Annotated in this window: 18 protein-coding genes; 7 read left to right on the top strand and 11 right to left on the bottom strand. The window is 68.2% G+C overall.

The window, feature by feature from the left end; genetic code table 11:
- Window positions 1-158: 158 nt before the first annotated feature.
- The 4 genes from GY40_RS00535 to GY40_RS00520 all read right to left on the bottom strand — a co-directional run bounded on the left by GY40_RS00535 (window position 159) and on the right by GY40_RS00520 (window position 3373).
- Complete coding sequence (locus GY40_RS00535) at window positions 159-674, bottom strand: OsmC family protein (protein WP_038357770.1); 516 nt, start codon at window positions 672-674, stop codon at window positions 159-161.
- Between the two features lie 94 nt (window positions 675-768).
- A complete protein-coding gene (locus tag GY40_RS00530; RefSeq protein ID WP_038357768.1) occupies window positions 769-1551 on the bottom strand; it encodes an ABC transporter ATP-binding protein in 783 nt (260 codons plus the stop codon).
- 12 nt (window positions 1552-1563) lie between these two features.
- Window positions 1564-2397: an ABC transporter permease gene (locus GY40_RS00525; protein ID WP_051987377.1), complete on the bottom strand. Its 834-nt coding sequence runs from the start codon at window positions 2395-2397 to the stop codon at window positions 1564-1566.
- 16 nt (window positions 2398-2413) lie between these two features.
- On the bottom strand, window positions 2414-3373 hold the full coding sequence (locus GY40_RS00520; RefSeq protein WP_038357766.1) for an aliphatic sulfonate ABC transporter substrate-binding protein: 960 nt from the start codon (window positions 3371-3373) through the stop codon (window positions 2414-2416).
- 306 nt (window positions 3374-3679) lie between these two features.
- On the opposite strand from GY40_RS00520, the gene GY40_RS00515 reads away from it, so the two are divergent.
- The 3 genes from GY40_RS00515 to GY40_RS00505 all read left to right on the top strand — a co-directional run bounded on the left by GY40_RS00515 (window position 3680) and on the right by GY40_RS00505 (window position 7792).
- On the top strand, window positions 3680-6448 hold the full coding sequence (locus GY40_RS00515) for a [protein-PII] uridylyltransferase (protein ID WP_051987383.1): 2769 nt from the start codon (window positions 3680-3682) through the stop codon (window positions 6446-6448).
- Between the two features lie 120 nt (window positions 6449-6568).
- Entirely contained in the window at window positions 6569-7168 is a 600-nt protein-coding gene (grpE, locus tag GY40_RS00510) for a nucleotide exchange factor GrpE (protein ID WP_038357764.1), read from the top strand.
- A gap of 3 nt (window positions 7169-7171) precedes the next feature.
- Window positions 7172-7792, top strand: coding sequence for a trimeric intracellular cation channel family protein (locus GY40_RS00505; protein ID WP_038357762.1), 621 nt, complete (start codon window positions 7172-7174; stop codon window positions 7790-7792).
- A 75-nt stretch (window positions 7793-7867) separates the two neighbouring features.
- On the opposite strand, the gene GY40_RS00500 is transcribed toward GY40_RS00505, so the two are convergent.
- From GY40_RS00500 to GY40_RS00490, 3 genes are all read right to left on the bottom strand, one after another.
- Window positions 7868-8488: an alpha-ketoglutarate-dependent dioxygenase AlkB family protein gene (locus GY40_RS00500; protein WP_038357761.1), complete on the bottom strand. Its 621-nt coding sequence runs from the start codon at window positions 8486-8488 to the stop codon at window positions 7868-7870.
- Between the two features lie 20 nt (window positions 8489-8508).
- Complete coding sequence (gene dapB, locus GY40_RS00495; protein WP_038357759.1) at window positions 8509-9315, bottom strand: 4-hydroxy-tetrahydrodipicolinate reductase; 807 nt, start codon at window positions 9313-9315, stop codon at window positions 8509-8511.
- 205 nt (window positions 9316-9520) lie between these two features.
- Window positions 9521-10456, bottom strand: coding sequence for a Tim44 domain-containing protein (locus GY40_RS00490; protein ID WP_248311051.1), 936 nt, complete (start codon window positions 10454-10456; stop codon window positions 9521-9523).
- A 288-nt stretch (window positions 10457-10744) separates the two neighbouring features.
- On the opposite strand from GY40_RS00490, the gene GY40_RS00485 reads away from it, so the two are divergent.
- The gene (locus GY40_RS00485; RefSeq protein WP_038357755.1) at window positions 10745-11005 is read left to right on the top strand and encodes a hypothetical protein; all 261 of its coding nucleotides are present in this window, start codon (window positions 10745-10747) and stop codon (window positions 11003-11005) included.
- A gap of 624 nt (window positions 11006-11629) precedes the next feature.
- The gene (locus tag GY40_RS26330; RefSeq protein ID WP_156115824.1) at window positions 11630-12775 is read left to right on the top strand and encodes an extensin-like domain-containing protein; all 1146 of its coding nucleotides are present in this window, start codon (window positions 11630-11632) and stop codon (window positions 12773-12775) included.
- 158 nt (window positions 12776-12933) lie between these two features.
- Here GY40_RS26330 and mepA read toward each other — a convergent pair whose 3' ends face one another.
- Window positions 12934-13875 (bottom strand): penicillin-insensitive murein endopeptidase, encoded by a 942-nt coding sequence (gene mepA / locus GY40_RS00475; protein ID WP_038357753.1) that lies wholly within the window; start codon window positions 13873-13875, stop codon window positions 12934-12936.
- Window positions 13876-13994: 119 nt separating this feature from the next.
- Here mepA and GY40_RS00470 point away from each other — a divergent pair, with 119 nt between their 5' ends.
- Window positions 13995-14975 carry a Bug family tripartite tricarboxylate transporter substrate binding protein gene (locus GY40_RS00470; RefSeq protein ID WP_051987375.1) on the top strand — a complete coding sequence of 327 codons (981 nt, stop codon included), beginning with the start codon at window positions 13995-13997 and terminating at the stop codon, window positions 14973-14975.
- Between the two features lie 76 nt (window positions 14976-15051).
- Window positions 15052-15225, top strand: a complete 174-nt coding sequence (locus GY40_RS26850; RefSeq protein WP_081925034.1) for a DUF3309 family protein — start codon at window positions 15052-15054, stop codon at window positions 15223-15225.
- Window positions 15226-15244: 19 nt separating this feature from the next.
- On the opposite strand, the gene GY40_RS00465 is transcribed toward GY40_RS26850, so the two are convergent.
- The 3 genes from GY40_RS00465 to ihfB form a co-directional block, all read right to left on the bottom strand.
- On the bottom strand, window positions 15245-16201 hold the full coding sequence (locus GY40_RS00465; protein WP_038357751.1) for a bifunctional Delta(1)-pyrroline-2-carboxylate/Delta(1)-piperideine-2-carboxylate reductase: 957 nt from the start codon (window positions 16199-16201) through the stop codon (window positions 15245-15247).
- 218 nt (window positions 16202-16419) lie between these two features.
- On the bottom strand, window positions 16420-16815 hold the full coding sequence (locus tag GY40_RS00460; RefSeq protein WP_248311050.1) for a LapA family protein: 396 nt from the start codon (window positions 16813-16815) through the stop codon (window positions 16420-16422).
- Window positions 16816-16906: 91 nt separating this feature from the next.
- On the bottom strand, window positions 16907-17191 hold the full coding sequence (ihfB, locus tag GY40_RS00455; protein WP_038357749.1) for an integration host factor subunit beta: 285 nt from the start codon (window positions 17189-17191) through the stop codon (window positions 16907-16909).
- Window positions 17192-17208: the final 17 nt, after the last annotated feature.

Genomic DNA, 17208 nt, shown 5'->3' with positions numbered 1-17208 from the left:
CGCGCCATCGACACCGGATGGGAAGAGTTCTGAGGGAGCCCGGCCTTCAAGGCGCTCCGTCACAAACACAAACGGCGCCGAAAGGCGCCGTTTTCTTTAGGCGTCAATGGCCCGCTCGACCGAGACCTGGCGCGCCCGAAAGCGCTCCAGGCGGTGGCTCAGGAGGCTTTTCGGTCCAGCACCGCCGACAATTCCGGCTTCACGTTGAGCGTCTGGAAGACGACGCAGTAGCGCTCGGTGAGCTTCAGCAGCGTGTCGAGCTTCTCCTGCGGCGCGTCGGTCTCGACCTCGAAGGAGAGGCGGATCGCCTTGAAGCCGACGGGCGTATCCTTGACGACACCGAGCGTGCCGCGGAAGTCGAGATCGCCCTCGGCCCGCACCACGCCCTTCTTCAGCTCGATTTCGAGCGCCGTCGCGACGGCCTTCAACGTCACGCCGGCGCAGGCGACCAGCGCCTCGAGCAGCATGTCGCCGGAGCAGAGCTCGGCCCCGGAGCCGCCGGTCGCGGGATGCAGGCCGGCCAGCGCGATGGCGCGGCCGGTCTCGACCTTGCAGGCGATGTGCTGGTCGTCGAGCTCGCCATGGGCCTTGAGCGTGACGATCGCCGCCTCGGGGTTGCTCCGGTATTCGTCCTTGAGGGGAGCCTGCAAGGCGCGCAGCGCGGTGACGTCCATGGAACCGACCCTCTCGTTCAGACTGTGAAATCGCGACACGCGGCTGATAGGACGAAGCCGCGACCAATGCCAGAGGCGGCGCGCCGCGGCCGAGCTACCACCACATGCCGGCGGTCTCAGCTGCCTTCTCCTGATGCGGCGCCTCGTGGCGCAGCGAGCGGTCGAGCGCGCGCAACGCCTCCCGCTTCGTCGCCTCGAAGGCCGGAGAAAGCCGATCACGCGGCCGGGCGAGCGGGTTGTCGAGCTCGTCGAAGAGCCGGCCGGGATGCGGCTGCATCACCACGATGCGGTCGGCGAGCGTCACCGCCTCCTCGACATCATGCGTGACCATCAGGACGGTCGGCCGGCTCTCCTGCCAGAGTGCCAGCAGATGCCCGTGCAGGCTTGCCCGCGTTGTCGCGTCGAGGGCCGAGAAGGGCTCGTCCATCAGCAGCAGCTTCGGCCGGGTGACGAGGGCGCGGGCGATGGCGACGCGCTGCTGCTGGCCGCCGGAGAGCTCGCGCGGCCAACGCTTCTCATGGCCGGCGAGGCCGACGCGGACCAGCGCATTGGTCACCAGCCCTTCCCGCTCGAAGGCGGAGAGATGCGACAGGCCGAAGCCGACATTCTCCGCGACGCTGAGCCAGGGGAAGAGCCGCGGCTCCTGGAAGATGACGCCGACATCGGCGCGCGGCGCGGCGACGGTCTCGCCATTGAGCCGGATCGCGCCGCCGCTCGGCGTGTCGAGCCCCGCGACGAGTCGCAGCAAGGTCGTCTTGCCGCAGCCCGAGCCGCCGAGCAAAGCGACGATCTCGCCGCGCCCGACTTCGAGGTCGATCGCCGAGAGGGCATGGGTGCCGTCGGCATAGGTTTTGGACAGCCGGTCGAAACTCAGCACGGGGTTAAGCCTTCAGAGCTTGTCGCGCGCCGTATCCTGCCAGGCGAGGAAGGGCCGCGTGATGGCGACGAGGAGGCCGTCAGCCAGCTTGCCGAGCACGGCGAAGCTGATGATGGCCGCGATGATGGTGTCGGGGCGGCCGAGCTGCTGGCCGTCCACGAGCAGATAGCCCAGCCCCTCGCTCGCCCCCATGATCTCGGCCGCGACCACGAACATGAAGCCGAGGCCGAGGCCCGAGCGCAGCGCAGTGATCCAGTCCGGCAGGATCGCCGGCAGCAGGACGCGCCTGACCATGGCGAGGCGCGAGAGCCGAAAGACTCGGCCGACCTCGACGATCTTGCGGTCGATGCCCTGGATCGCGGCGGCGACGCCGAGATAGACCGGGAAGAAGACGCCGACCGCGATCAGCGCGACCTTCGAGGCCTCGAAGATGCCGAGCCAGAGGATGAAGAGCGGCACCCAGGCGATGGAGGGGATGGCCCTGAGCGCCTGCAAGGTCGGATCGAGTAGGCGGCGCGCCACCGGCAGGGCGCCGGTCAGCGCGCCCAGAACCGTTCCCGCCAGCGCCCCGAGCCCGAAACCCGCCGCAACGCGCGAGAGCGTTGCCGTCGCATGGGTCAGGAGCTCGCCGGAGGTGGCCAGATCCCGGAGCGTGCGGCCGATGACGCTGGGTGGCGGCATCAGACGGCCATTGGCGATGCCGGCCGCCACCAACCCTTCCCAGAGCAGGGCCAGCAGCACCGGCAGCACGAAGCCGAGCAAAGAGAGGTTGGGACGGCGCGGCTTCGGGCCGCCCTGCCGCTCCTGCCGGACCGTCTCCGCCGCTTCGGCCTCCACCGCGCTCATCGGGCCGGGCCGCGCCTCAATTGGTCGCGAGGAAGCCGCGATCGATCAAGGAGTCGACTGCCGCCTTCACATCGGCAGTGGCCGGCAGGACGCCGGCCTCCTTCAGCGCGATGCCGGCCGCGGTAATGCTGTCGATCTGTGCCTGCCCGATAGCGGAATGGGTGAGCTCCGTGCGAGTCAGCTGGCGCTCGATCACCGGCTCGGAGAGCTTGGTGTAATCGACCAGGATCTTCTTGAGCTCGACGGGGTTGGCAAGCGCGTAGCGGCGCGCCTCCTCATAGGCGGCGATGACCTTGCGCACGAGCGCCGGGTTCTCCGCGGCGAAGGCCTCGCGGGTATTGAGGATGCCCCAGGTGTTGTCCTCGGGCTTGCGGTAGAACAGCTTGGCGCCGCTCTCGACCTCGGCGGCCGCCATCAGCGGGTCGAGCCCGGCCCAGGCATCGACATCGCCGCGCTCCAGCGCGAGGCGGCCATCGGCGTGCTGGAGCAGCACGAGCTTGACGTCCTTCTCGGTCAGCTTGGCATCGGCCAGCGCCCGGACAAGGAAGATGTGAGGATCGGTGCCGCGCGTGACCGCGACGCGCTTGCCCTTGAGGTCGGCGACCTTGGTGATCTCGCTCTTGGCGCCGGTGACGAGGGCGGTCCATTCCGGCCGCGAATAGACATAGATCGACTTGATCGGGTTGCCGTTGATCTTGCCGATCAGCGCGGCGGCGCCGGCGGTCGAGCCGAAATCGATCGAGCCGGCATTGAGGAATTCGAGCGCCTTGTTGGAGCCGGCCGAGAAGACCCAGCGGACCTTGATGCCGTCGGCCTCCAGCGCCTTTTCCAGCGTCCCGCGCTCCTTGAGCACGAGGCTCACGGGGTTATAGGTCGCGTAATCCAGGCGGATCTCCTTGGGCTGGGCCAAGGCGGAAGTGGCGAGCGCGGCGACCGCCAGGGCCGCGAGCGCAAGACGGCGGGTGATGCTGGTCATCGGATGATCCCTCTTTTGTCGACGATGCGAGGGATCGGGCGCTCATCGCCCCTCCCAACGCTTTAGCTGCACTTGTTTCGCGCCCGCAAGCTGATGGCTCAAATCGGCGCGTATCCGCTTCTTAGGTCCGATCGTTCTGTATGTCAAACAACACGGACCCGCATGTCCTTCCGTTAAATTCACGGAAATCCACGTGTATTTTAAGCGTTCCTGCGTGGCGCGCCGTCATGATAGGAACAGGCTTCACAGCGAGACCCTGCTGCCGTGTCAGCCGCCCACGACAAGCCCGCCCTTCCGCTTCCCGAGATGCTGCAGGATCCCGAGGCCGGCGTCACCCGCCTGCTGGCTTCGGCACGTCGGCGCGACAAGGCCGAAAAGCGCCAGCTCCTCGTCGGCGCGCTGCGCCAGCTCCTCGACGACGGCCACGCCTCGGCCCGCGCCATTCTCGAAGGGCCGCGCAGCGGGCTCGCCTGCGCGCACCGGCTGTCCGCGGTGATGGATGCGGTCGTCATCGCGCTGCACAAGGCGGCGACGGGCTATTTCTATCCGGCCGACAACCCCTCGCAATCCGAGCGCATCGCGGTCGCCGCCGTCGGCGGCTATGGTCGCGGCACGCTGGCGCCGGGCTCGGATGTCGACCTGCTCTTCCTGTTCCCGCACAAGCAGACCGCCTGGGGCGAGAGCGTGGTCGAGTCCATGCTCTACCCGCTCTGGGACCTGAAGCTAAAGACCGGCCATTCGGTCCGCTCGGTCGACGACTGCATCCGCGAAGCGCGTGCCGACATGACCATCCGCACGGCGCTGCTGGAAGCGCGCTTCCTCAGCGGCGACAGGGCGCTGTTCGACGAGATGGTCCGGCGCTTCGACGCCGAGGTGGTCGAGGGCACGGCCGCGGCCTTCACCGAGGCGAAGCTCGCCGAGCGCGAGACGCGGGTGCAGCGCGCCGGCACCTCGCGCTATCTGGTCGAGCCCAACGTCAAGGATGGCAAGGGCGGCTTGCGCGACCTCAACACGCTGTTCTGGATCGCGAAATACGCCTACCGCGTGAAGGATGTGCGCGAGCTCGTCGCGGCGGGCCTGTTCGACACGCAGGAATTGCAGATGTTCGAGCGCTCGGAGGAGTTCCTCTGGCGCGTGCGCTGCTGGCTGCACTTCATCACCGGACGGGCGGAGGAGCGGCTCTCCTTCGACCTGCAGCGGCAGGTGGCCGCGGCCATCGGCTATGCCGGCCGCAGCGGCCAGGCACCGGTCGAGCGCTTCATGAAGGCCTATTTCCTCGTCGCCAAGGATGTCGGCGACCTCACCGCCATCGTCTGCGCCGCGCTGGAGGCGCGCCAGCAGAAGCCGCGCGCAACGCTCTCGCGCCTGCTCGGCTCCTTCACCAAGCGCAAGCGCGTGCGCGCGCTTGGCCACACCGATTTCACCCTGAAGGGCCAGCGCCTCGCCGTCATCGACGACAGCGCCTTCGAGCGCGACCCGGTCAACCTGCTCCGGCTCTACCAGATCGCCAGCCGCGAGGACCTCGCCATCCATCCCGATACGAGCCGGCTGGTGACGCAGTCGCTCAGGCTGATCACCTCCGGGCTGCGCCACGACCCCGAGGCCAACCGCATCTTCCTGGAAATCCTCACCGCGCGGCGCTCGCCGGAGGTGGTGCTGCGGCGCATGAACGAGTCCGGGCTGCTCGGCCGCTTCGTCCCGGATTTCGGCCGGGTGGTGGCGATGATGCAGTTCAACATGTACCACCACTACACGGTGGACGAACACCTGATCCGCGCCATCGGCGTGCTGGCCGAGATCGATTCCGGCACGCTCGAGGCCGAGCACCCGCTCGCGAACGAGATCATGCCGACGGTCGCCAACCGGCGGGCGCTCTATGTCGCCCTGTTCCTGCACGACATCGCCAAGGGCCGGCCGGAGGACCATTCGCTCGCCGGCACGCGCATCGCCCGCAAGCTCGGCCCGCGCCTCGGGCTGACGCCGGGCCAGACCGAGACCGTCGCCTGGCTGGTCGAGCACCATCTCGACATGTCGACGGTGGCGCAGAGCCGCGACCTCGGCGACCCGAAGACGATCGAGAGCTTCGCGGCCACGGTGCAGACGCTGGAACGGCTGAAGCTCCTGCTCATCCTCACCGTCGCCGACATCAAGGCGGTCGGTCCCGGCGTCTGGAACGGCTGGAAGGGCCAGCTCCTGCGCACGCTCTATTACGAGACCGAGCTCGTCCTCACCGGCGGGCATTCGGCGGTCGAGCGCAAGGCCCGTGTCGGCCGCAAGCAGGACGAGTTGCGCCAGCGGCTCTCCGACTGGAGCGAGGAGGAGCGCGAGGCCTATATCGCGCGCCACTACCCGCCCTACTGGATCAAGGTCGATCTCGCCGACCAGGAGAAGCACGCACGCTTCCTGAGCGAGGCGGAGAAGGCCGGCCGCACCACCGCGACCGTGGTCGAGACCGACCAGTTCCGCGGCGTGACCGAGCTCACCGTGCTCGCGCCCGACCATCCGCGCCTTCTGGCCATCGTCACCGGCGCCTGCGCTGCGGCCGGCGGCAACATCGTCGACGCGCAGATCTTCACCACCACGGACGGGCTCGCGCTCGACACCATCTCCGTCTCGCGCGCCTTCGACCGCGACGACGACGAGTTGCGCCGGGCCGGGCGGATCGCGGCGGCGATCGAACGGGCCTTGAAGGGCGAGATCAAGATCGCCGATCTCGTCGCGCAGCGCCGCGCGCCGCCGCCACGCGGCCAGACCTTCCAGCTCGCGCCGGAGATCGTCATCGACAACGTGCTGTCCAGCCGCCACACGGTGCTGGAGGTCTCCGGGCTTGACCGGCCGGGCCTGCTCTATGACCTCACCACCGCGATCGGGAAGCTCAACCTCAACATCGCCTCCGCCCATATCGCGACCTTCGGCGAGAAGGCGGTCGACGTTTTCTACGTCACCGACCTGACCAATGCGAAGATCGTCTCGACCGCGCGCCAGCTCGCGATCCGCAAGACCTTGCTGGACGTGTTCGAGTTCGAGGGGGGCAAGGCGGCGTCGGCCAGGACGAAAGTCCCGGCGCGCGCTTGATTTGGGCCGCCATAAGCCCGATATCGGCCTCGAACGCGGCCGCGTTTCCGGGGAAACCCGCCAGGCCCGGCGACGGGCGGCACGGCCAGCCAGATTGATGGATGGGAATTGGAACAGGCAATGACGCGCAACCCTGCGACGGAAGACCCGAACCTCGAAGCCGCGACCGACGCTCCCGAGCAGGCTCAGGCCACCGAAGGGGGCAACGAGGCCCAGATCGCGGCGCTCCAGAACGAGCGCGACGACCTCAAGGACAAGCTGCTGCGCACGCTCGCCGAGATGGAGAACCTGCGCCGTCGCACCGAGCGCGAGATCGCCGATGCGAAGGCCTATGCGGCGACGAGCTTCGCCCGCGACATGCTCGGCTCCTCGGACAATCTGCGCCGGGCGCTCGAGAGCGTGCCGGACACTGCGCGCGACGCCGCCGACGCCACGCTCAAGGCACTCTATGACGGCGTCGAGCTGACCGAGCGCGAGCTGCTGAAGACGCTGGAGCGTCACGGCGTGCGCAAGATCGACCCGCTGGGCGAGAAGTTCGACCCGCACCTGCATCAGGCGATGTTCGAGGCGCCCGATCCGGCCACGCCCAAGGGCATGGTCTCCAAGGTGGTCCAGGTCGGCTACAAGATCGGCGAGCGCGTGCTGCGCCCTGCCCTCGTCGGCATCTCGGCCGGCGGCCCCAAGGCCGAGCAGGGCGGCGACAAGCCCACGAGTCACTGATCGATGTTCGAGGGCGCCGGCGTCGCCATCTTCGCGCTGACCGGAGCCCTCGTCGCCGCCCGCAAGGGCATGGACCCCTTAGGCTTCATCCTGCTCGCGACCGTCACCGGCGTCGGCGGCGGCACGCTGCGGGAGCTGCTGCTCGGCCATAGCGCGCGCTGGGTGCACGATCCGACCAGCGTGATCATCTGCACCGTGGTGGCGATCGGCGCCTGGGCGCTGGCCTATCTGCGCCCCGGCATTCTCGAGGGCTGGAGCGGGCGCAAGCTGCTGCTCTGGAGCGACGCCGCCGGCCTCTCGATGTTCGCCGTCAGCGGGACCCTGATCGGGCTCGAAGCCGGCGCGCCGGTCCTGTCCGCCATCGCGCTCGGTGCCATGACCGCGACCTTCGGCGGCATCCTGCGCGACATCCTCGCCGGCGATAGGCCGATGGTGCTGTGGAGCCGGGAATTCTATGTCACCGCCGCCACGGCCGGCGCGACGGCGACCGCCTTGCTCCATGGCCTTGGCCTGCCCGCCTATGCCGTGGCTCTCGGCGGGCTGACGATGGGCTTCGGGCTCAGGGCCGGCTCGCTGCTGCTCGGCTGGTCCTTCCCGAAGCTGCCGGGCGGCACGAGCGAATAAATCCCGTTTGCGATGTGCAGTCCTCCCCCCGAGAAGCCGCGAAGCGGCGTCTCGAAGGACGGGGTCCGATCATCTTCAATCCGGCTTCGTCACGCGCCGCAGCGTCAGGTTGAGGCGCCCTCCCTCGGCCAGCAAGGTCGAGGAGCCCGACAGGACGCGGTCGATGCCGTGATAGGCGAGCCGCGCCGCGCCACCGAAAACCAGCACATCGCCGGAGGCGAGCTTGAGGGAAGCCGTCTTGCCACCGCGCGTCGTCCCGCCGATGCGGAAGAGTGCGGCATCGCCGAGCGAGATCGAGAGCACCGGCGCGTCGAAATCCTGCTCGTCGCGGTCCTGATGCAGGCCCATCTTCGCGCCGGCCGCATAATAGTTGACGAGGCAGGCCTCGGGCGGATGGGGATAGCCGGAAAGCTCCTCCCACAGCGCCAGCAGCGGTGCCGGCAGCAGCGGCCAAGGCTCCTTCGTCTCGGGATGGAGCGGCTGGTAGCGATAGCCCCTCTCGTCGGAAACCCAGCCGAGCGGGCCGCAATTCGTCATCCTGACCGAAAACGGCTTGCCGGTCTTCGGCATGCGCGGCTGGAAGAGGGGCGCCTGCCTGACCACCGCACGCAATTCGGCCAGCAGAGCGCCCTGCTCCGCGGCCGAGAGCCGGCCCGGCCAGTGGACGACGCCCGGGGCGACGGCGATCCGCGTCATGGCCGATTCCGGGTCACGAGCTACAGCGTGTCGAGGCCGAGGACATCGGCCATGGAATAGAGGCCGGGCGCCCTGCCCCGGCCCCAGAGCGCCGCCCTGATCGCGCCCTGGGCAAAGAGGCTGCGATCCTCCGCGACATGGGCGAGTTCCAGCCGCTCGCCCGCTCCGGCGAAGATGACCTTGTGATCGCCGACAACGGTGCCGCCGCGCAGCGCGGCAAAGCCGATCGTGCCAGGGTCGCGGGCGCCGGTGATGCCATCGCGGGCTGCGACACGCTGCTCGGCGAGGTCGACGGCGCGGCCGGCCGCGGCCGCCTCGCCCAGCAGCACGGCCGTGCCGGAGGGCGCATCGACCTTCATGCGATGGTGCATCTCGACGATCTCGATGTCCCAGTCGGTGCCAAGCGTCGCGGCGACCTTCCGGACCAGCGCCGCCAGCAGATTGACGCCGAGACTCATATTGCCGGAGCGGATGATCGGGATACGCCGCGCCGTCTCCGCCAGCGCCGCAAGATGCGCCGGCTCCAGCCCGGTCGTGCCGACCACATGCAGGATGCCGGCATCGGCCGCGAGGCGCGCGAAGGCGACGGTCGCCTCCGGCGAGGTGAAATCGAACACGGCATCGCCCTGCGCGAAAGCGGCAGCGGGATCGCCCGTCACGGTCACGCCCAGCGGCGGCAGTCCGGCGAGCGGACCGGCATCGGCGCCCAGGGCCGGCGAGCCCGGACGTTCGACGGCAGCGACCAGGCGGCATCCCTCAGCCTGATCGATGGCCTTGATCAGCATGCGCCCCATGCGCCCGGCGGCGCCGACGACGACGAGACGCATGTCACTCATGGGGCAGGCTCCGAAAGGGCTTCCGGACGGAAGCGGCAAGGCAGGACGACTAACGCAAGACGACCAAGGCGGGACGATTATCGCTATAAGCCGGTTCGTCGCGGCGCGACACCCGAAACCGCGCATGGCCGGGCGCATGCGAAAACGGCCGGGTTGCCCCGGCCGTGATGCGATTTTGTTGCAGGATTGCGGAGGTTCAGGCCGCCTGCTGGATCGCGGAGAGCTTCCACTCACCGCCACGCTCGCGCAGGAAGGTCCAGAACTCCTTGACCTCCTGCGGCGCGGTCGCATTGCCGTCGACGACGCGGCCGCTCTTGCGGTCATAGAGAGCGTTGACCAGGCTGAAGCGCATCGAGACGGTGGCGTAGTCGGTGCTGCCCTCGCGCCAGGCCTCGGACAGGTCACCCTGCAGCAGCTTGACGTCGGAGACCCGGTCGACCACGCCGCGGCGGACGTTCTCGGTCAGATCCTCGTCGAAATAGCCGAACATCTCCGGGGTGACGCGCTGGCGCAGGCCGGCCTCGTCCTCGTTCGAATAGGCGGCGTTGACCTCGCCGAGCAGGCGCTCGAAGGCGCTGAAATCGGCGCCCTCAAGCTGGATCGGCGTGGTGGCCGGCTGGGCCGCGCCACCGCCGAAGCCGCCCATGCGGGCGGCAGCAGTCTGGGCCGCGTCAGGCTGCGCGCCATAGGCCTCGCGGCCATAGGGCGCGCCAGCGCCAGCGCCAGCGAGCTGCGGCTCGGACCGGCGGCGGAAGAAGCGGATGGCCAGCATGATGATGCCGGCGATCAGGCCGATCTGCAGCAAGAAACCGAGGATGCCCGCAAGCGAGGCCAGACCGCCGAAGAAGCCCGAGCCGCTGAGCATTCCGAACAGGCCGGCGCCGAGCAGGCCGGCGCCGATGCCCATCATCATGTTGCGGGCGAAGGACGGACGGGCCGCCTGCGCGGCAGCAGCGCCGGCGCCCATGCCGGGGTTGGCGACGGACGGCGAAGGGGCCGCGCTGCGCTGGAAGGACTGCGCGCCGCCGGGAATCGTATTGGTCGGGGCCGGGGCGCTGTTCGAGAACATCCCGCGGCTGCCCGAGCTGCGGCCGCCACCGGGGCGCGCCTCGGCAACCAGCGGCACCAACATAAGGGCTCCAACAACCAGGGCGACGGCACGTCCGCGACGGGCGAGCGAGATCAAAGACATTGTTCCTCCCGGAGCCTCCATGGGCTCGACGGCGCTCAATATGGGAGAGGAACGCGCGCGCCGCAAGATGGATGCTTGTTAACCGGCTGAAAGATCTCACTATTTCAAATCGGTGCATAATCATTCGTCGTGATCACTGACCTGTGGTAAGGTGTCGCATCGTCCTCCGCGGACGAAGGAAAGAGCGCCATGTTCGGACATGAACCGAGGCCTCACCGACATCGCCTGTTGAGCTGGCTCCTGGCGCTGGCCGTCCTGCTGCTGATCACCGAAGCCGCCGCCGCGGGAGAACCGGCCATTCCACTCGACGGCCCGCGCCTCGCCCAGGCACCCGAGCCGCTCTGCTTCTGCTGGAACAACGGCCGCAAGATCGCGGAGGGTTCGTCCTCCTGCATCCGCACCTCGCAGGGCCCGCGCATCGCGGCCTGCAGCCGCGTGACCAACCTGATGTCCTGGCAAGTGACGGAAACACCCTGCCCCGAAAGCTGAGCCTTTCACGCCAGCGATCCGGCGCAGGAGCGATCTTTCAAGCGAGCGATCTCGCGAAACAGAAACGCCGCCGGGACATCTCCCGGCGGCGTCATCGTTTATGGCTCTTGTGGTCCTAGCGACTTCGAGACTGACCCTTGTGTCAGAACGCTCCCAGAACGATTGCCATCATGAAAACGAAGGCCGCACCCATGATCAACCGGTCGAGACGCAGCGTGACAGTCATCACACCCTCCTGTGTCATTGACCTGTCGCAGAAGCTACCAGAACTGGCAGCGGCCGCAAGGGGGCGGCACCGTGGCGGCATGGTGGCGAAGGCTAGATCATGCTTAAACTTGCGTTAAATCCTTGAATAGATTTGGGGATATTTCTGATGCCGGCAGTCGCGCAACCGGCGCCCGGAAAGGCTTCCCAAGTCGTTGCAGCGCTCTTCTCCGGACTCTTCCGCATTGACCTCGGACTGAACGACGCACCGGGCCGGCTGCAGCGCAATCGGCATCCGTTAACGCGGGAAACGCCGGATTAAGTCGGCATTCACCACTCCGCCAAAGTTAATCCGGCTGTGGCGGCCGGGGCGCAGTCGGTTGAGAAACCGTTCACCAAACGCTTCGCATTTGAATGGTCATGCGACGCGTAAAACTCGCCCTCATCGCAGTTGGTCTGGCCGGCGCCGCCGGGCTGGCCGGCTGCGGCAAGTTCCAGAAACCGCAGCGCGCTCCCTGGCGCGATCAGGCGGAAGCCACCTGCATGAGCTCCGGCCAGGTGCAGCTCTCGAGCTATGTCAGCCTGCGCGGCAAGGCGATCGACGGGCCGGGCGTCTGCGGCATGCAGCAGCCGCTCAAGGTCACCGCCCTGCAGAACGGCAGCGTCGCCCTGAAGAGCCCGGCCCTGCTCGCCTGCCCGGTCGTGGCGACGACCGACCAGTGGTTCGCCGAGGTCGTGCAGCCGGCCGCTATGAACATCTTCGGCGCGCAGGTGATCGAGATCCGCGCCGGTTCCTATTCCTGCCGCTCCATGAACAACGGCACCTATACGACGGCCACCTCGGAGCATGCCTATGGCAATGCCGTCGACGTGTTCTCCTTCCGGCTGAACGACAACCGCGTCGTCACGGTCAAGGAAGGCTGGCGCGGCTCGCCGGAGGAACAGAACTTCCTGCGCGAGGTCTTCGTCGGCGCCTGCACCTATTTCGGCACGGTCCTCGGGCCGGGCGCCGATCCGATGCATTACGACCACATCCATATCGACCTCGCCCGCCATTCCAAGGGCCGGCACATCTGCAAGCCGATCATCAAATACACGCCGAACTACAACCTGCCGCCGCCGGACCCGGCCCGGACCTATTCCTCGGCGCAAAGCGCACCGGCGCCCCAGCGGGACGGCGCTCCCGCCGCCACCGCCTATGCCGGCGGGCCGGCGCTGCGCCGCCCGAACGATGGCCTGCGCCCGCCCGGCGCCGTGCAGGGCGGCTATCCGGTCGCCAATAACGGCCAGGGCCAGGACCACAGCCTCGACGCCCAGATGCGGTTCCTCCAGGACTACGACGCACGCCGGCAGCAGGGCGGCGCGCGCTTCCAGCCGCAGCCTTTGCCCAGCGAGGCGCGCGGGCCACTCACCCTGCCCGGCGCGGTCGAGCCGTCGGAGGAGGTCGTGCTCGGCGATGGCGGAGGTTCCGGCGTCGTCGACCAGCAGGGCTCGGAAGAGGCGCAGCCGATCACGCCGGAGCATGACCCCTTCGCCTACAGCTCAGGGCGCACGACGCGGCGCTGACCTGGGAAAGAATGTCGAGTTGCCACGGAAATGCGCGGTCATCCCGGGCTTGACCCGGGATCCATGCAGGAGCGCCTACCGGAAAAATTCTGGCATGGCTCCCGGATCTTCGCTTCGCTGCGTCCGGGATGACCCGTCGTTCCTCGGGGAACGCGAATTCAGGGCGCCGCCAGAACCTGACGGCATTCCGGCGGCAGGGCATCGAGCGACATCGGCGGCTTGGGTTTCGGCTTCGGGCCAGGCTTTGGCTTCGGCGGATTGAAGATCGCCTCGCGCTGGCGTTCGACCCAGCCGGTGAGCTCGGCGCCACAGCCATCGCCGAAATTCGGCGGCTCCTGCGGCACGCAGCTCGCCATGCCGGCCGGACAGGCCAGCCGGATATGGAAATGGTAGTTGTGGCCCCAGATCGGCCGGACCTTGTCGAGCCAGCTTTTGTCGGCGCCCGCCTCGCGGCAAAGAGCCACCTTCAGGGCCGGATTGACGAAGACGCGCTCCACCCTCGGCTCCGAGGCCACCGCCTTGATCAGGCGCGTATGGGCCGGCGTCCAGGCACGCGGATCGACATCACGCCAATCGGCCCGGGCCATGTTGACCGCCGGCATGTTCTCGCGCTGCTCCCCGTCGAGCCTGCTCTTCGGCATCGGCGTCAGCCAGATATCGGCATCGAGGCCGATCTGATGCGAGGCATGGCCGGTCAGCATCGGCCCGCCGCGCGGCTGCGACATGTCGCCGACCAGAAGCCCGGACCAGCCGGTGATGCGCGGCACGTCGCGGGCCAGCTTCTCGAGATAGTCGATCAGGGCGGGATGCCCCCAGTTGCGGTTGCGGTTGAGCCGCATCACCTGCCAGCTCGGCCCGTCGAGAGGCAGCGCGGCGCCACCGGCAAGACAACCGCGGGCATAGGAGCCGATGGCGCGCGGCGGCAGATGCGCCGGGGTCGCCTTCTGGCCGAAGAGCGAACGGGCGGCATCCGGCCAGGCGGCGATGTTGGCCGCGCGCGTCTTCGCCTCCTGATCGGCGGTGGACTGGGCCCTGGCCGCGAAGGGCACGAGGCCCGCCATGACGGTGAGGAGGGCGGCGATTCGTTTGGCGTGACGCATCGGCACAGAATCAGCGGCACTGCCCCTGGCGGTCAAGCCGCCGGATGGACAAGAGCGGATGCGGCAGGCAGCCTAGTGGCAAAAGGCGGGGCAACCGCCAGCCGCAACCGGAGGACCCCATGCCAGAGCTCATAGACCGCCGCGCCCTGCTGGCCGGCACCGGCGCCGCACTGCTGGCGTCCGGCGCCGGGCTTGCCCAGCAACCCTGGCCGCAAGGGCGGCAGGTCAAGCTTGTCGTGCCCTTCACGCCCGGCGGGGCGACCGACGTGCTCGGGCGGCTCGCGGCCGACAAGCTCAGCCAGAGCTGGGGCAATGTGGTCGTCGTCGAGAACCGTCCCGGCGCCGGCAGCAATATCGGGATCGAGGCCGTCGCCAAGGCCGAGCCGAACGGCGACACGCTGCTGATCGCCTCGGTCGGGCTCGCCACGAACCGCTACCTCTATGCCAAGGTCAACTACGACCCGGTCAGGGATCTCGCGCCGATCACCATGGTGGCGCTGGTGCCGAACCTGCTCGTGGTGCGCAACGACCTGCCGGTCAGGAACGTCGCCGAGCTCGTCGCCTATGCCAAGGCCAATCCCGGCAAGCTGACCTATGCCTCCTCCGGCGTCGGCACCTCGCTGCATCTCTCGGGCGAGCTGTTCCAGAAGCTCACCGGCACGAAGATGGTGCATGTGCCCTATCGCGGCTCCTCCCAGGCGATCCAGGACCTGATGGGCGGCCGCGTCGACCTGATCTTCGACAACATCACCTCGGCCCTGCCGCAGGCCAAGGGCGGCGCCATTCGCGGGCTCGGCGTCACCACCGCCAAGCGCGCCCCGACGGCGCCGGAATATCCGCCGATCGGCGAGACGGTGCCGGGCTTCGACGTCTCGTCCTGGTTCGCGCTGTTCGCGCCAGCGAAGACGCCCCAGGCGATCATCGACAAGATCCAGGCCGATACCAAGGCCGGCCTCGCCGACCCCGCGCTGCGCGCCAAGATGGACGCGCTCGCCGCCGAGCCGGGCGGCTGGACGCCGGCCGAGCTCGCCGCCTTCCTGCAAGCCGAGCTCAAGAAATGGGGCGACCTGATCCAGGAGGCCGGGATCAAGGCCGAATAGAACGGAACAGTTGCGTCATGACCCGGGTTTTCCCCGTCGAACGCGCCTGTCGGGCGCAAACGACAAGGAAAACCTCATGTCCACGCTTCTGATCGTTCTGGTGCTGATCCTGCTGCTTGGCGGGGGCGGCTATTACGGGCATCGCAGCTATGGCCCGGCCGGGCTCGGCGGCGTCGTCGGCCTCGTTCTGGTCGTCGTGCTGATCCTGTGGCTGCTCGGCGCCATCGGCGGCGCTCCCGTCCACGTCTGAGGCCTTTGAACGGCGCCGATCAACTCCGATCGGCGCCATGCTCCCAGACGGCCACCGCCGCCGCCAGATCCTCGAGCGCGACGCCGACCGATTTGAACAGCGTGATGCCGCCGCCCTCGACGCTGCCCTGAACGCGCCCATGGCAGAGATCGGCCAAGGTGCCGGCGACCTTGTCGGCGCTGTAGCTGCCTTCGGCGATCGCGACGGCGACGTCGCCGCCCTCCTCGATCGCCTTGGCGGAATCGACGACGACGCGGGCGCGCTGCAGCGCATCGGCATCGGCCTCGCGCATCTGCATGGTGAAGCCGCCGATCAGGTCGAGATGAGCCTCGCGCTTGAGCCAGTCGCCATGGATCAGCGGCTCGGTCGCGTTGGTGGCGCAGGAGATGATATCGGCGGTGCGGACCTCGCCTTCGAGATCGGTCGTGGCGCGGGCCTCGATTCCGTCCTTCGCGAGTTCGGCGACTACGGCCTCGGCCGCCTCCGGCCGCCGCGCCCAGATCGCGATGTCGGTGAGGGGCCGCACCGAGCGATGCGCCTTGATGATGAAGGGGGCGAGCGCGCCGGCACCGACCATCACCATATGGCTGGCCTCCGGGTTCGACATGTAGCGCGAGGCCAAAGCAGAGGCTCCCGCAGTGCGCCAGAGCGTCAGCCGGTTTCCGTCCATCACCGCGAGCGGGCGCCCCGTCGTGCCGTCCATCAGAAGATACGCGCCAAGGACGCCCGGCAGGTTGCGCTTGCCGTTGCCGAAGAAGACCGAGAGGATCTTCGTGCCGATATAAGGCTTTTCAGCCGCCGGACCGCTCCAGGCCGGCATGGTCAGCAGGATGGCGTCGTCCTCGCCGGGCCGCTCGATCGCATATTGCCCGCGCTTGGGAGCGATGACCTCGCTGCGGAAGGCGTCGTCCAGAATGTCGATCAGGGCGGGATAGCTCAGGGCCGCGTCGATTTCGGCCACATCGAAAAGGCGCATCGAGAACTCTTTACTTTACCGCTTTGTCTGGACGCGAACCGGTATCCGCTTCGCTTGCGAAATGGCCTGCCGCCTCGGCTTTTCCCGAAAACCGCAGGCGATTTTTCGGGCCGATCCCTCGATCGCCGTGCGTCCTATCGGACGCAAAGTGACGATCTAGCTCTTTGTTTTCGCATCGGATTTTTCCGAAAAATGGATTCCACTTTTCGGTCCGATGCTCAGTTCCGTCCGTCTGTGAGGGCGGGCAGCGCCGAATCCGGCACGGCCGAGCGCAGCGCCTGCGTCTCGGAGCGCAGCGCCTCGACCTCGCGGCGGCCACGGCGCGCGGCCTTGCGGTGCTTGCCCTGGGCGAGCCAGGAGGCGAGCCCCCCGACGAGAACGCCGAGGAAGATCGCCGCCAGCACCACGGCGAAGAGCGGCACATCATAGGAGAGCGCCGGCAGATCGCGGCTGAGCGGGTCGAACGAAACGCGCACGGCCCCACGGTTAGCGACCGAAAACAGCACGATCAGCAATGCGACCGGCACCAGAACCAACGCCTTGAAGAAGGCTTTCATCAGCGTCTCCGTGACGGTGCCGCCGGAGCGGCCGGCGGCGCCAGTGCCATCCGGCATTTCCCGGAAACACCGAACACCTCTAGCGCCTTGCTTTATCGCATTGTCTTCAAGCGAGCCGGCGTCCGCTCCGCTCAAAGACGCTCGGGGCTCACGCCTTGCCGTTCAGGCGCAGGCGCAGCTCCTTGCCCGTCTTGAAGACGGGCACGAATTTCTCCTCGACCTCGACGGCATCCCCGGTGCGCGGGTTGCGGCCGATGCGGGCCGAGCGCGCCTTGCGGGAAAAGGCGCCAAAGCCGCGCAGCTCCACCCGGTCCCCACGCTCCAGCGCCTTCACGACCTCGTCCAGGATGGCCGAGACGATGTTCTCGATGTCGCGCTGATAGAGATGTGTGTTGCGGTCGGCAATCCGCTGGACGAGTTCCGATTTAATCATCGCTGGAATATAACCAT

The sequence above is a fragment of the Allobosea sp. UNC402CLCol genome (genome assembly GCF_000745475.1).
In the GTDB taxonomy this organism is placed as follows: domain Bacteria; phylum Pseudomonadota; class Alphaproteobacteria; order Rhizobiales; family Beijerinckiaceae; genus Allobosea; species Allobosea spartocytisi.
Note: the sequence above shows the minus strand (reverse complement) of the source record. Positions and strands in the feature narration are given on the sequence as shown.

Bases quoted from the DNA above. Each gene is read 5' to 3' on its own strand.
- GY40_RS00535 (WP_038357770.1), bottom strand. From the start codon at position 674: ATGGACGTCACCGCGCTGCGCGCCTTGCAGGCTCCCCTCAAGGACGAA.
- GY40_RS00525 (WP_051987377.1), bottom strand. From the start codon at position 2,397: ATGAGCGCGGTGGAGGCCGAAGCGGCGGAGACGGTCCGGCAGGAGCGG.
- GY40_RS00520 (WP_038357766.1), bottom strand. From the start codon at position 3,373: ATGACCAGCATCACCCGCCGTCTTGCGCTCGCGGCCCTGGCGGTCGCC.
- GY40_RS00515 (WP_051987383.1), top strand. From the start codon at position 3,680: ATGCTGCAGGATCCCGAGGCCGGCGTCACCCGCCTGCTGGCTTCGGCA.
- grpE (WP_038357764.1), top strand. From the start codon at position 6,569: ATGACGCGCAACCCTGCGACGGAAGACCCGAACCTCGAAGCCGCGACC.
- GY40_RS00505 (WP_038357762.1), top strand. From the start codon at position 7,172: ATGTTCGAGGGCGCCGGCGTCGCCATCTTCGCGCTGACCGGAGCCCTC.
- GY40_RS00500 (WP_038357761.1), bottom strand. From the start codon at position 8,488: ATGACGCGGATCGCCGTCGCCCCGGGCGTCGTCCACTGGCCGGGCCGG.
- dapB (WP_038357759.1), bottom strand. From the start codon at position 9,315: ATGCGTCTCGTCGTCGTCGGCGCCGCCGGGCGCATGGGGCGCATGCTG.
- GY40_RS00490 (WP_248311051.1), bottom strand. From the start codon at position 10,456: ATGTTGGTGCCGCTGGTTGCCGAGGCGCGCCCCGGTGGCGGCCGCAGC.
- GY40_RS26330 (WP_156115824.1), top strand. From the start codon at position 11,630: ATGCGACGCGTAAAACTCGCCCTCATCGCAGTTGGTCTGGCCGGCGCC.
- mepA (WP_038357753.1), bottom strand. From the start codon at position 13,875: ATGCGTCACGCCAAACGAATCGCCGCCCTCCTCACCGTCATGGCGGGC.
- GY40_RS00470 (WP_051987375.1), top strand. From the start codon at position 13,995: ATGCCAGAGCTCATAGACCGCCGCGCCCTGCTGGCCGGCACCGGCGCC.
- GY40_RS26850 (WP_081925034.1), top strand. From the start codon at position 15,052: ATGTCCACGCTTCTGATCGTTCTGGTGCTGATCCTGCTGCTTGGCGGG.
- GY40_RS00465 (WP_038357751.1), bottom strand. From the start codon at position 16,201: ATGCGCCTTTTCGATGTGGCCGAAATCGACGCGGCCCTGAGCTATCCC.
- GY40_RS00460 (WP_248311050.1), bottom strand. From the start codon at position 16,815: ATGCCGGATGGCACTGGCGCCGCCGGCCGCTCCGGCGGCACCGTCACG.
- ihfB (WP_038357749.1), bottom strand. From the start codon at position 17,191: ATGATTAAATCGGAACTCGTCCAGCGGATTGCCGACCGCAACACACAT.